The following is a 12,279-nucleotide window of genomic DNA, read 5'->3' on the forward strand; positions in this document are numbered from 1 at the left end:
TCGCGGGATCGCCGCTTGCTTGGGCCTCGAGCTCATAAACCCGCCGGGGGATGACTGGCGATGAATAGGGCCGATTCTACACCGCTGGCGGCTGGAGGGAATGGGCGCAACCTTGAAGTTAGCCGCTACAGGACGTGCGGGTGGCGCCTTGCCCATGAGTTCAACGCAAGGGCGGCGAGGCTCAGGATCAGAAAACACAAGCCAAGCGAAGTACTCAACTGGTGGGTAAAGGTGCTGATAAACGCACTGATACAGCCGCCAGCAATGAACAGCACTGCCGCAACGGCGGAAGCCGCGGCTCCCGCATTGTCTGGAAACAGGCTCATGGCCTTGGAGTTGGACATGGGCCGGGTGATGGTGGTGCCCGCCGTGCAGAGCAGCATGGGCACCAACACTGTCGGGGTTGATAAGCCGAAAAGGTAGGCCAACAGCAGTATGACCACGCCAGAGATAGCGATCAGAACCAGCCCGACTGCCATCTGGGTAGCCGCCGCCAGCCGTTTGTGCAGGACGCCTGCACAGAGGCCACCCACTACGTAGGCGGCGCCGTAGAGAAGCAAGGTCAATGAGTACTCATGGGGTGACAGCTTTAACTGGTCCATGAAAATGAGCGGTGACACAACGATGAATGAGAAATGACAGGCGAAGGTGATCGCGGAGATCGTGGCGTAGCTGGCGAAATGTCTGTTGGCGAAAACCTTGGCGTAGGCCCTGAAAATACCCCGCTCGCCTGGCGCGGTTGGAGGGAAGCCGCCATGCAGTAATCGGTGAGCCATAATCCACGTTGCGGCACAGAGGGCGATAAACGCGTAGAAGCTGGCTTTCCATCCCCAGTGCAATTGCAGCCATGCGCCCAGCACTGGGGAAATCGAGATGAAAATGCCTCCGGCCGTGGCCATTGCTATGCGCAACCGCTCCTGTTCCCTGCCGAAAAAAAGGTCCTGCACCAGCGCTTGGGACAGTATGAAACCACCGCAGCCTATGGCCTGAATGACTCGGAAGAACAGGAATTGGGGCGTGTTTCTGGCGGCCAGACACCCGACTGCACCCAGGATGGCTACTACCATACTGGCCAGGAGTAGCTTCTTGCGACCGATTCTGTCGGACAGCGGGCCGATCAGCAGCATTGAGCAGGAAAATCCAATGGCGAACAGGCTGACGGATCGAGCGATATGGGTGGTCGAGGTATGGAAGTGTTCAGCCAGGGCGGGAAAGGAGGGCAGTACGACGTCAAGGGGGAAGACGCCCAGCAAAGTCATGGTCATCAGCCAGAAAACCAAGAGCGGTTTTTCAGCCTGTGTAATTGCCTTCGACATGCGCGAGCCTCGGTTCCATGAGAGGGGCGAGGATCGAGTCTGCGCTACGGAAAGTCAAAGCCTGGGGCAGTACGACATTTCCTGAAAACCTGTAGGAACCCGAAAGTCCCTACAGGGGAACAGCATCAGCTATTGGGTAGCAACCGGCAGGTAATGCTCTTGATGTAGCGCGTCTCGACAATCGCCGGGTGCACCGGGTGGTCCGGGCCTTGGCCGCCGCGTTCGAGCATCTGGATGTTGCGGTCCAGATGGCGGGCGCTGGTGAGCAGGATGTTTTGCAGGTCGTCTTCCGGCAGGTGCATGGAGCACGAGGCGCTGACGAGGATGCCGTCTTTGCTGAGCAGGCGCATGGCTTGCTCGTTGAGGCGGCGGTAGGCGCCTTCGCCGTTTTTCATGTCTTTTTTGCGTTTGATGAAGGCCGGTGGGTCGGCGACGATCACGTCGAAGCGTTCTTCGCTGGCTTTCAGTTCTTTAAGCGCTTCAAAGACGTCGCCTTCGATGCAGGTCATCTTCTCGGCAAAGCCGTTCAGCGCGGCGTTGCGCTCTACGCCGTCGAGGGCGAAGGCCGAAGCGTCGACGCAGAACACTTCACTGGCACCAAAGGCGGCGGCTTGCACGCCCCAGCCGCCGATGTAGCTGTACAGGTCCAGTACACGCTTGCCCTTGGCATACGGGGCCAGGCGGGCGCGGTTCATGCGGTGGTCGTAGAACCAGCCGGTTTTCTGGCCCTGGATCACCGGGGCTTCGAATTTCACGCCGTTCTCTTCCAGCGCCACCCACTCCGGCACCAGGCCGAACACGGTTTCGACGTAGCGGTTGAGGCCTTCGGCGTCACGCGCGGCGGAGTCGTTCTTGAACAGGATGCCGCTGGGCTTGAGTACTTGGGTCAGCGCGGCAATCACATCTTCTTTATGGGCTTCCATGGTCGCCGAGGCGATCTGTACCACCAGGATGTCGCCGAAACGGTCGACCACCAGGCCCGGCAGCAGGTCGGAATCACCGTAGACCAGGCGGTAGAACGGCTTGTCGAACAGGCGGTCACGCAGGGACAGCGCGACGTTGAGGCGGTGCACCAGCAGCGACTTGTCCAGCGGCAACTTGATGTCGCGCGACAGCAGGCGGGCGCAGATCAGGTTGTTCGGGCTCATGGCCACGATGCCCAGGGTCTTGCCGCCGGCCGCTTCCAGGATAGCCTGGTCACCTGCCTGGAAGCCGTGGAGTGGGGTGGCGGCCACGTCGATTTCGTTGCTGTAGACCCACAGGTGGCCGTTGCGCAAACGACGATCGGCGTTGGCTTTGAGACGCAGGCTTGGCAGGGACATGACGTCGCTCCGGAAAAAAGAGCGGGAGTATACCCTTTGCGCACTCTTTCATGTGGGAGCTGGCTTGCCTGCGATGCGGGCGGCGCGGTGTATCAGACGTACGGTGGTGAGGCTATCGCAGGCAAGCCAGCTCCCACATTCGATCGGGTTTCAGTTGGGTTTTTGGGTGTCGGCCACATCGGCATAAGGGGTAGAATTCGCGCCTAGCCCAGAGTGTGTACTTATGTCCCAAGAGCTTTCCCCCGAGCAGATCCAACAGGCCCTGCAAGGCATCAGCGTGCCGCCCCAACCGCAAATCATGGTGGATTTGCAGATGGAGCAGTACATGCCCGACCCGGACCTGGAAGTGATTGCAAGGTTGATCTCCCAGGACCCGGGCTTGTCCGGCGCGCTGCTCAAGATCGTCAATTCGCCGTATTACGGCCTGAGCAACAAAATTGCATCGATCCAGCGCGCGGTAAACCTGTTGGGCAGCCGCTCGATCATCAATTTGATCAACGCGCAGTCAATCAAGGGCGAGATGTGCGACGACACCATCGTCACCCTCAACCGCTTCTGGGACACTGCCCAGGATGTGGCCATGACCTGCCTCACACTGGCCAAGCGCACCGGCTCGCAAACCGTCGACGAAGCCTATGCCCTGGGCCTGTTCCACGATTGCGGCGTGCCGTTGATGCTCAAGCGCTTCCCCAACTACATGTCCGTGCTGGAACAGGCTTACGCCAACGCCGGCCCGGATTGCCGCGTGGTCGATACCGAGAACAATGCGTTCCACACCAACCATGCGGTAGTCGGCTACTACACCGCCAAGTCCTGGCGCCTGCCGGAGCATGTCACCGACGCCATCGCCAATCACCATAACGCCCTGGTGATTTTCAGCGATGAGACGACGCGCAACCCGCAGCTCAAGAACCTGCTGGCCATTTTGAAGATGGCGGAGCATATCTGTTCGTCTTACCGCGTACTGGGTAACCAGGCGGTGGACCATGAGTGGAATGCCATCGGCCACCTGGTGCTGGATTACGTGGGCCTGTCGGACTACGACTTCGAGAGCCTGAAGTTGTCGATCCGCGAACTGGGCGCGCACTGACCCGTCATTCAAGAGGTACACATGCCCGAGTTACCAGAAGTCGAAACCACCCGACGCGGCATTGCCCCGCACCTGGAAGGCCAGCGCGTCAGCCGCGTGGTAGTGCGTGAGCGGCGCCTGCGCTGGCCAATTCCGGAAGACCTGGATGTGCGCCTGTCAGGGCAGCGCATCGTGCTGGTGGAGCGCCGGGCCAAATACCTGTTGATCAATGCCGAGGTGGGCACCTTGATCAGCCACCTGGGCATGTCGGGCAACTTGCGCCTGGTGGAGGTAGGTATGCCGGCGGCCAAGCATGAACATGTGGATATCGAGCTGGAATCGGGTATGGCCCTGCGCTACACCGACCCGCGGCGCTTCGGTGCGATGCTCTGGAGCCTCGACCCGCACAACCATGAGTTGCTGATGCGGCTGGGGCCGGAGCCGTTGACCGACCTGTTTGATGGCGAGCGTTTGTTCCAGCTGTCTCGCGGCAAGTCGATGGCGGTGAAGCCGTTCATCATGGACAACGCGGTGGTGGTAGGCGTGGGTAATATCTATGCGACAGAGGCGCTGTTTGCAGCGGGGATTGACCCGCGCCGCGCCGCCGGGGGAATTTCACGCGGGCGTTATTTGAAGCTGGCGATTGAGATCAAGCGGGTGCTGGCCGCTGCCATCGAGCGGGGCGGTACCACGTTGCGGGACTTTATCGGCGGCGATGGGCAGCCGGGGTATTTCCAGCAGGAACTGTTCGTGTATGGCCGGGGCGGCGAGGCGTGCAAGGTCTGCGGCACTGAGCTGCGCAATGTGGTGCTGGGGCAGCGGGCGAGTGTGTTTTGCCCTAGGTGTCAGAGCTGATGGTTGGGTGAGGGCTGAGATTGCTATCGCAGGCAAGCCAGCTCCCACATTTGAATGTATTCACATATCCAAGTGTGGGAGCTGACTTGCCTGCGATGAGGCCTTTACGGGCAATGAAGAGGCTTAGGCCTTACCGGTAATCTTGCGGTACTTCTCCATCAACTGCTCTTCAGTCTCAGGGTGTGCCTCGTCCAGAGGAATGCAATCGACCGGGCATACCTGCTGGCACTGCGGTTCGTCGTAGTGGCCGACGCACTGGGTGCACAGGTTGGGGTCGATCACGTAGATCTCTTCGCCTTGGGAAATGGCGGCGTTCGGGCACTCGGGTTCGCAGACGTCGCAATTGATGCAATCGTCGGTGATGATCAGGGACATGGAAACTCCTGCCAGGGCACTCTGCCAAGGCATCTGAAAACTAATGCGCGCAATTGTGCCGCATTGACGCCCGCAGTGCGAGCCTGTCTCTGTGGTGAGGGATGAAAGGATTGGGACTGCTGCGCAGTCCAGCGGGAGCAAGCTCCCTCGCCACAATGAGCCTTACTTCTTGAAGCGCAATGTCAGTGCGTCTGCTACAGCTGGATGCACGAACTTGGTGATATCTCCGCCCAAAGCAGCGATTTCACGAACCAACGTCGAGGAAATGAACGAATAACGCTCCGACGGCGTGAGGAACAGGCTTTCCACGGCCGGCGCCAATTGGCGGTTCATGTTGGCCAGCTGGAATTCGTATTCGAAGTCCGACACCGCACGCAGGCCACGCAGGAACACATTGGCGTTCTGCTCCTTGGCGAAATGCGCCAGCAGTGTCGAAAAGCCCACTACTTCCACATTCGGCAGGTGCTTGGTGACCTCTTGCGCCAGCTCCACACGTTGTTCCAGGGGAAACAGCGGGTTTTTCTTGGGGCTGGCCGCGACCGCGATGATCACATGGTCGAACAGGCGAGAGGCGCGTTCGACCAGATCGCCATGGCCTTTGGTAATCGGGTCGAAGGTACCTGGGTACAACACTCGGTTCATCGCGTCGTCCTTGCGGAGTCCGTTGGGGAACCGGATGGTATCGCAGCATTACCGGTGGGCCAAGTCGACTTATGTAGATAGATACCGTGAATACCCTGTCTTTTCATGCCGTTTTCAGACGTTCGGCCAATGCGCTCGCCAGTTGCGCGGTCAATCCGTACACCGACAATTGCGGGTTGGCGCCAATGCTGGTGGGGAACAGCGAGCCATCGTGGATCGACAGGTTACGCAACTGATGATGGCGACCCAGGCTGTCGGCGACGGCATCTTTCGGATCTTCACCCATGGCACAACCACCCATCACGTGGGCGCTGCCCAGGGTGGTGCGATGCAGCTCCAGGCTCAGACCGTCGATTACGCTGCGCGCTTCGGCCAAGTTGTTCACAAAGCGCGCGTCGTGATGCAGGGGCTTGACCGATTTGGCCCCCGCCGCGAACTGAATCTCGGCCATGCTGTGGAAGGCCCGGCGCAGGCCGTCCCAGGCGTAGGGCGAGACCTGATAGTCGAGCACTGGGGTGCCGTCACCGCGTAACTCCACCGTACCGCCCGGGCTGTCGGGGTGAAAGCCGTCGCGCAGCAGGGCGAGCATGGCGTGGGTGTGGGGTAATTGGTTCATGTCCAGGGCGTTCTGGTTGCCATAGCCACCAAACAGGGTGCTCGCCAGGCCTGGATGCAGGGGCGGTGCTTCCAGTTTGTAGGACATTTTGCCGGTAGTGCCGTCCTGCCATTGGAAATGGTCGGAGTAGATGGATTGCGGCGCACCGTAGAAGGGGTTGATCACCTCGTCGAACAGCCCAGCGGAGAAATTGACCAGGTGCAGGAAGGTGCGCTTGCCCAGCCGCGAGTGTGGGTCGGGCGCGTCGGAGCGCATCAGCAGGGCCGGGCTGTTGATGCCGCCGCCCGCCAGCACATAGTGCTTGGCTTTCACCCTGATCTTGCGCCCTGTGGGCGCTACGCAGCGGTCGTCCATGGCCACGCATTCGAGGCTGCTGATGGTGTCGCCGCTGTAGATAAGCCGTTCGGCGCGGGCCAGGTAAAGCAGTTCGCCGCCCTTTTCCAGGGTGGACGGGATGGTCGTCACCAGCATTGACTGCTTGGCGTTGACCGGGCAGCCCATGCCGCAATACCCCAGGTTGAAGCAGCCGCGCACATTGCGCGGGATCACATGCCAGCTGTAGCCGAGCTTTTCACAGCCTTTGCGGATCACATCGTTGTTGGCATTCGGCGGCAGCGCCCAGGGCGCGATGCCCAGGCGCTGTTCCATTTTTTCGAACCAGGGCGCCATTTCGGCGCTGCTGTGGCCTTTGACCGCATATTCGCTGGCCCAATGCGCGAGGGTAGCGTCAGGGGTGCGAAAGCTGGAGGTCCAGTTGATCAAGGTGGTACCGCCCACCGCCCGGCCTTGCAGGATGGTGATAGCGCCGTCCTTGCTCATGCGGCCGATGCCTTCCTGGTAAAGGCTGGCGTAGGCTTCGTCTTCCAGCAGCTTGAAATCACTACTGGTCTTGAGCGGGCCTTCTTCGATCAGCAACACTTTGTAGCCGGCGGCGCTGAGGATTTCGGCGGTGGTACCGCCCCCGGCGCCGCTGCCGATGATGGCGACATCCGCTTCCAGGGTCAGGTCGTGATCCAGGGCGGCGCCATTGTGGGTTTTCCAGCCACGGGCCAGGCCGTCGCGGAACAGATCGGGTACGGGCATAGGTGTGCTCTCTTATTCTTGTCGGAAGATGCAATCTTGGGGGATTGCCCAGGCTAGATCTTGGGCGGGCCGGGGTAGCCGCAATGGGCCCAGGACTCGGGCCGGAAGTACCAGGCCATGATCACCAGTTTGAGCAGCGAGCCCTGGCCCATGCGCAAAAGGTTCAGGTAACTGTTTTCCCAGCGGTGCAGGAAATTGCGGATCTGTTCGCTGCTGGCGTTTTCCCAACTGCCCCAGATACCGGTCAGTGGGCCGCGGGTAATGCCCATGCCCAGTACGTCGAATAATTGCTGGGTGAGCTTGAACATCTCGGGCGACAAGTGCTGCAGGCTGTAATCGAGCTTTTTCAGGGTGCCCTCAATACCTGCAAGCACTTGTTCGGCACTGGCCGCGCCTTCTAGCAGCACCGGGATTACCGCCCGCAAGAACGGCAAGTCGCTGGTGCGCAACATCGCAAAGCCGCTGGCCGGCGTACTGCTGGAGCAACCACTGAGGCTGGCGCCCAACCCGGCGGTGGCGAGGAAGGCGCTGGCACACAGGCCGATTTTCAAGACGCCGCGCCGTGACAGCGCGGGTGAATCAGTCAGGCTGGGGTTCATTGTTTTTATAGTCCCGAAGGTGGCGGTTATCAGCGTATAAACAGCTTCTGGATCAGCTTCTGGATCGACTTGCCATAGGGCGGGTAGATCAACTTCGCTGCGTTCAGGCGCTGTTTGACCAGCACACCCTTGGCCTTGCTGAACGTCAGGAAACCTTCGTGACCGTGGTAATGGCCCATGCCTGACGGGCCGATGCCACCGAACGGCATATCGTCCTGGGCGACGTGCAGCAAGGTGTCGTTCAGGCACACACCGCCGGAATGGGTTTCGTGGAGCACCCGCGCTTGTTCGCCTTTGTTGTAGCCGAAGTAATACAAGGCCAGTGGGCGAGGGCGCTGGTTGATGTAGGCAAAGGCTTGGTCAAGGCCGCGATACGGCACGATGGGCAGGAGCGGGCCGAAGATTTCGTCCTGCATCACGGTCATGTCGTCGCTGACATTCAACAGCAGGCTGTGGGCCATTCGCCGCGCCTGGCCTTGCTCGTACAGCGGGATCAAGGTGGCGCCTTTGTCGGTGGCGTCCTTGGCGTAGGCATTGAGCCGGGCCAGTTGGCGCTCGTTGATGATGGCGGTGTAGTCCGGGTTGTCGGCCAGCGTCGGATAAAACCCGCGCACGGCTTTGGAATACGCCTCGACAAAGCCCTCCACGCGATCTTCCGGTACCAGCACATAATCTGGCGCCACGCAGGTTTGTCCGGCGTTCAAGGCTTTGCCGAAAGCGATGCGTTCGGCAGCATCCTTGAGCGGCACGTCGGCCGAGACAATGGCTGGCGATTTGCCGCCCAGCTCCAGGGTCACCGGCGTGAGGTTTTCAGCCGCCGCACGCATCACGTGCTTGCCTATACTGGTAGCGCCGGTGAACAGCAGGTGATCGAAGCGCAACTTGGAAAACGCCATGCCCACGTCAGCTTCGCCCAGCACGACGGACACCAGGTCCTCGGGGAAGATCTTGGCCAACAACGCCTTGAGCAGCTCACCGGTGGCCGGCGTGGACTCGCTGAGCTTGAGCATCACTCGGTTACCGGCAGCCAATGCCCCAACCAGTGGGCCGATGGCCAGGTACAGCGGGTAGTTCCACGGCACGATGACGCCGACGACGCCCAGTGGCTGGTAAATGACTTTGGCTGAGGCGGGCTGGAAGGCAATGCCTACAGCGCGGCGGGAAGGTTTCATCCAGCCCTTGAGGTGTTTGCTCGCGTAGTGAATGCCATGCAGGCTAGGCATCAATTCGGCAAAAAGGGTTTCGTCGGCGCTGCGATGGCTGAAATCCTGGCTGATCGCATTGATCAGCGCCTGGCGTTCGTCGCTCAACAGATCCCGCAGAGCCTTGAGCCATTGCTGGCGCTGCCCGGCCGGCGGCATCGGGTTGGCGGCATAGGCGCGGCGTTGGGCGTCGAACAGGTCCTGGAGTTGATCCAGCGCCTGGGAATCTTGCAGGTAGGCAACGTTGGCAGACATGGCGCGGCACCGATTGTTATTGGTCTGCCTGGATTTTTAGAGTCGTTGCTCTAAATTGTCAAATAACATTGCAGTAACATCCAGATTTATCCTGGCCGGGTTAGGCCGTAAGATGCCCCATCCCGTGTATAGAAGCTGATCCCCTATGGCACCACGAGTAAAGACCAGCGAGCGCATTGTGCAAACCAGCCTGGAGCTTTTTAACCAGCAGGGCGAGCGCAGTGTCAGTACCAACCACATTGCCGCCCACATGGAAATTTCCCCGGGCAACCTGTACTACCACTTCCCTAACAAGCAGGCGATCATCGCCGTGCTGTTCCGCGAATATGAAGCGTTGGTAGACAGTTTCCTGCGCCCACCCCAGGGACGCACGATGGTGGTGGAGGATAAACGCTTTTACCTGCAAGCCGTATTGGCCGGCATGTGGCGTTATCGCTTCCTGCATCGCGACCTCGAACACCTGCTGGAGAGCGACCCGGAACTGGCGACCGGCTACCGGCGTTTTTCCCAGCGTTGCCTGATTCAGGGCGGCGCGATCTACCAGGGCTTTGTCGATGCCGGCATTCTCAATATGGACCCGGTGCAAACAGAAGCCCTGACCCTGAATGCGTGGATCATCCTCACCTCGTGGGTGCGCTTTTTGTGTACCACCAATGAAAAATCCACCCACCTGAGCGCCGAGGCGATCAAGCGTGGGGTTTATCAGGTGCTGGTGCTGGAGGCGGGGTTTGTCACGCCACAGGCCAAAGAGGCGGTGGACGCCTTGTTCAAAGAGTTTTACGTGCCGTTGAATCAGGCACTGGAAGAAGTGAAGTAAGACCTTTCCCCTTTGTATTCACAGGAGTCAGTCATGCCGCTTGCCCAACTGATCAGCCCCCAGCAATTGGCCGAGCGCCAACAGTCGAGCGGGTGGGTGATCCTGGATTGCCGCTTTGCCCTGGAAGACCCCGACTATGGCTTGTGCAGTTACGCCGAAGGGCATATCGAGGGCGCGCAATACGCCGACCTGGAGCGCCACCTGAGCGGCCCGGTGACCAAGGGCGTGACCGGTCGTCATCCTTTGCCGGCGGCGGACACGTTCGCCAGGCAACTGCGGGCCTGGGGTATCAGTGCCGACACCGATGTGGTGCTGTATGACGACGGCCCCGGAGCCTACGCCGCCCGTGCCTGGTGGTTGCTGGCCTGGCTGGGCAAGCGTGATGGCGTGTTCATTCTGGATGGTGGCCTCAAGGCCTGGCATGCCGCCGGTTTCCCCCTGAGCCTGGACGCGCCCGTGGTTGAGCCAGGTACCTTCGCCGGTACGCCGGATCATCGTCTGTTGCTGGATGCCGAACACCTGCAAAAACGCCTGGGCCAACCCGGCCTGACCTTGATCGACGCCCGCGCCCAGCCGCGCTTTCGTGGCGAAGTAGAACCCATCGACCCGATTGCCGGGCATATCCCTGGCGCGCAATGCGCGGCGTTCAGTGAAAACCTGGGCAGTGATGGTCGTTTCTTGCCGGCTGATCAGCTCAAGCAACGCTTTGCCGCGCAGTTGCAAGGGCGCCCGGCTCAGGAGCTGGTGGCGTATTGCGGGTCTGGAGTGACGGCGTGCCATAACCTGTTTGCGTTGAGCCTGGCGGGGTACCCGTTGGGCAAGTTGTATGCGGGGTCGTGGAGTGAGTGGATTACTGATCCGGCGCGGGAAATTGCGAAGGGCGACTAAACGATCGGTGTGAACACTTGCTTAAAATGTGGGAGCTGGCTTGCCTGCGATAGCAGATTGTCAGCCACCTCAACGTTGGCTGGCCCACCGCTATCGCAGGCAAGCCAGCTCCCACACTATTGACCGTATTGGGTTTGGAGCCATTGTGGGATCCGGCGCTCCAGGTAGTAACCAGGGCGCTTCAGCGAACCCTCCACAAACCCCACATGCCCGCCCTTGGCCAGCAACTCGAACTCGGTGCAGGCCGACAGCTCACTGGCGTCAGGCAAGCTGTGCGCAAACACAAACGGATCATCAGCCGCCTGGATAATCAGCGTCGGCGTGCGGATACCGCCCAGGTAATAGCGACTGGAGGCGCGGCGATAGTAATCCTCGGCACTCAAGAAACCGTGCAGCGGCGCGGTTACCCGCCCGTCGAAGTCCCAGAACGTGCGCATCTTTTCCAGGGAACCAAGGGCCTCGAGGGTTTTGAGCCCATCCTCACGACCGTCCTGCAGGAATTGGCGTTGCTTGACGCGGATATACGCCAGCATCTCGCGCATGAAGTGCTTCTGATACACCCGCGAGAACCCCAGCCCAATGCGATCCGCGCATTGATCCAGGCGAAACGGCACCGACACCGCCGCCGCGCCCTGCAGCCCTGAAGCCTCGCCGGTTTCCCCCAAATGCTTGAGCAACACGTTGCCGCCCAGGGAGTAACCCACCGCGTACAAGGGCGCCAAAGGCCGCTTGGCGCGCAGATGAGCAATCGCGGCTGCCAGGTCTTCGCTGGCGCCGGAGTGATAGCTGCGAGCCAGCAGGTTGGGCTCGCCCGAGCAGCCGCGCCAGTTCAACGCAGCACTGGCCCAGCCTTGGGCGGCGAGGACTTTTTGCAGGCCGGCCACATAGGGTGAATTGGACGAACCGGTCAGCCCATGCAGCACCAGCACCAAAGGCGCTTGCACGTCATGAGGCCCGTGCCAGTCGAGATCGAGGAAGTCGCCATCCTCCAGCCACAGGCGCTCGCGTTGGCGCTCGATGTGGGTGGTCGGCCGCCACAGCGGTCCCCACAGTGTCTGCAAGTGAGGGTTGCCGAGGCCGAAGGCGGGTTTGAACAGGTCGCAAGAAGGGGTCATGACGCTCTCGGTGGCAAGTGAACTCACTGTGGCGAGCGAGCTTGCTCGCGCTGGGCCGCGTAGCGGCCCCATCAAGAACACTGCGTTTATTCAGTCGGAACACCTTGGCAGGTTTCAGGGCCGCT

Annotated in this window: 12 protein-coding genes; 4 read left to right on the forward strand and 8 right to left on the reverse strand. The window is 60.6% G+C overall.

From position 1 onward, the window contains the following. Nucleotides 1-125: 125 nt before the first annotated feature. Together OC445_RS06290 and OC445_RS06295 are read right to left on the reverse strand one after the other, a co-directional pair. Nucleotides 126-1,316 carry an MFS transporter gene (locus OC445_RS06290; RefSeq protein WP_262020023.1) on the reverse strand — a complete coding sequence of 397 codons (1,191 nt, stop codon included), beginning with the start codon at nt 1,314-1,316 and terminating at the stop codon, nt 126-128. 125 nt (nt 1,317-1,441) lie between these two features. After that, nucleotides 1,442-2,638 carry a class I SAM-dependent rRNA methyltransferase gene (locus OC445_RS06295; protein WP_005792302.1) on the reverse strand — a complete coding sequence of 399 codons (1,197 nt, stop codon included), beginning with the start codon at nt 2,636-2,638 and terminating at the stop codon, nt 1,442-1,444. A 277-nt stretch (nt 2,639-2,915) separates the two neighbouring features. Here OC445_RS06295 and OC445_RS06300 point away from each other — a divergent pair, with 277 nt between their 5' ends. Both OC445_RS06300 and mutM read left to right on the forward strand, forming a co-directional pair. Further along, on the forward strand, nt 2,916-3,728 hold the full coding sequence (locus OC445_RS06300) for an HDOD domain-containing protein (RefSeq protein ID WP_169918786.1): 813 nt from the start codon (nt 2,916-2,918) through the stop codon (nt 3,726-3,728). 21 nt (nt 3,729-3,749) lie between these two features. Beyond that, nucleotides 3,750-4,562 carry a bifunctional DNA-formamidopyrimidine glycosylase/DNA-(apurinic or apyrimidinic site) lyase gene (gene mutM, locus OC445_RS06305; protein ID WP_003195148.1) on the forward strand — a complete coding sequence of 271 codons (813 nt, stop codon included), beginning with the start codon at nt 3,750-3,752 and terminating at the stop codon, nt 4,560-4,562. Nucleotides 4,563-4,685: 123 nt separating this feature from the next. Here mutM and OC445_RS06310 read toward each other — a convergent pair whose 3' ends face one another. The 5 genes from OC445_RS06310 to OC445_RS06330 form a co-directional block, all read right to left on the reverse strand. After that, nucleotides 4,686-4,937: a YfhL family 4Fe-4S dicluster ferredoxin gene (locus OC445_RS06310; protein WP_003195146.1), complete on the reverse strand. Its 252-nt coding sequence runs from the start codon at nt 4,935-4,937 to the stop codon at nt 4,686-4,688. 162 nt (nt 4,938-5,099) lie between these two features. After that, entirely contained in the window at nt 5,100-5,579 is a 480-nt protein-coding gene (gene coaD / locus OC445_RS06315) for a pantetheine-phosphate adenylyltransferase (protein WP_262020024.1), read from the reverse strand. A 103-nt stretch (nt 5,580-5,682) separates the two neighbouring features. Then, the gene (locus OC445_RS06320) at nt 5,683-7,278 is read right to left on the reverse strand and encodes a GMC family oxidoreductase (RefSeq protein WP_198790976.1); all 1,596 of its coding nucleotides are present in this window, start codon (nt 7,276-7,278) and stop codon (nt 5,683-5,685) included. A gap of 53 nt (nt 7,279-7,331) precedes the next feature. Continuing rightward, the gene (locus OC445_RS06325; RefSeq protein ID WP_020301931.1) at nt 7,332-7,877 is read right to left on the reverse strand and encodes a hypothetical protein; all 546 of its coding nucleotides are present in this window, start codon (nt 7,875-7,877) and stop codon (nt 7,332-7,334) included. Between the two features lie 29 nt (nt 7,878-7,906). Beyond that, a complete protein-coding gene (locus tag OC445_RS06330; RefSeq protein WP_054917018.1) occupies nt 7,907-9,334 on the reverse strand; it encodes a coniferyl aldehyde dehydrogenase in 1,428 nt (475 codons plus the stop codon). Between the two features lie 145 nt (nt 9,335-9,479). Between OC445_RS06330 and OC445_RS06335 the strand changes: the two genes are divergently transcribed. Further along, a complete protein-coding gene (locus OC445_RS06335) occupies nt 9,480-10,151 on the forward strand; it encodes a TetR/AcrR family transcriptional regulator (RefSeq protein WP_005792294.1) in 672 nt (223 codons plus the stop codon). Between the two features lie 33 nt (nt 10,152-10,184). Further along, the gene (locus OC445_RS06340; protein ID WP_197881951.1) at nt 10,185-11,039 is read left to right on the forward strand and encodes a sulfurtransferase; all 855 of its coding nucleotides are present in this window, start codon (nt 10,185-10,187) and stop codon (nt 11,037-11,039) included. Between the two features lie 116 nt (nt 11,040-11,155). Here the strand turns inward: OC445_RS06340 and OC445_RS06345 are convergent, their stop codons facing one another. Then, the gene (locus tag OC445_RS06345; protein ID WP_034128954.1) at nt 11,156-12,154 is read right to left on the reverse strand and encodes a hydrolase; all 999 of its coding nucleotides are present in this window, start codon (nt 12,152-12,154) and stop codon (nt 11,156-11,158) included. Nucleotides 12,155-12,279 lie beyond the last annotated feature (125 nt).

The sequence above is a fragment of the Pseudomonas sp. Pse35 genome (assembly GCF_024519715.1).
Classification (GTDB): Bacteria; Pseudomonadota; Gammaproteobacteria; order Pseudomonadales; family Pseudomonadaceae; genus Aquipseudomonas; species Aquipseudomonas paracarnis.

Excerpts from the sequence above, each read along its gene's own strand:
- OC445_RS06325 (WP_020301931.1), bottom strand. The coding sequence starts at position 7,877 with ATGAACCCCAGCCTGACTGATTCACCCGCGCTGTCACGGCGCGGCGTC.
- coaD (WP_262020024.1), bottom strand. The coding sequence starts at position 5,579 with ATGAACCGAGTGTTGTACCCAGGTACCTTCGACCCGATTACCAAAGGC.
- OC445_RS06345 (WP_034128954.1), bottom strand. The coding sequence starts at position 12,154 with ATGACCCCTTCTTGCGACCTGTTCAAACCCGCCTTCGGCCTCGGCAAC.
- OC445_RS06290 (WP_262020023.1), bottom strand. The coding sequence starts at position 1,316 with ATGTCGAAGGCAATTACACAGGCTGAAAAACCGCTCTTGGTTTTCTGG.
- OC445_RS06335 (WP_005792294.1), top strand. The coding sequence starts at position 9,480 with ATGGCACCACGAGTAAAGACCAGCGAGCGCATTGTGCAAACCAGCCTG.
- OC445_RS06340 (WP_197881951.1), top strand. The coding sequence starts at position 10,185 with ATGCCGCTTGCCCAACTGATCAGCCCCCAGCAATTGGCCGAGCGCCAA.
- OC445_RS06295 (WP_005792302.1), bottom strand. The coding sequence starts at position 2,638 with ATGTCCCTGCCAAGCCTGCGTCTCAAAGCCAACGCCGATCGTCGTTTG.
- OC445_RS06330 (WP_054917018.1), bottom strand. The coding sequence starts at position 9,334 with ATGTCTGCCAACGTTGCCTACCTGCAAGATTCCCAGGCGCTGGATCAA.
- OC445_RS06310 (WP_003195146.1), bottom strand. The coding sequence starts at position 4,937 with ATGTCCCTGATCATCACCGACGATTGCATCAATTGCGACGTCTGCGAA.
- OC445_RS06320 (WP_198790976.1), bottom strand. The coding sequence starts at position 7,278 with ATGCCCGTACCCGATCTGTTCCGCGACGGCCTGGCCCGTGGCTGGAAA.
- mutM (WP_003195148.1), top strand. The coding sequence starts at position 3,750 with ATGCCCGAGTTACCAGAAGTCGAAACCACCCGACGCGGCATTGCCCCG.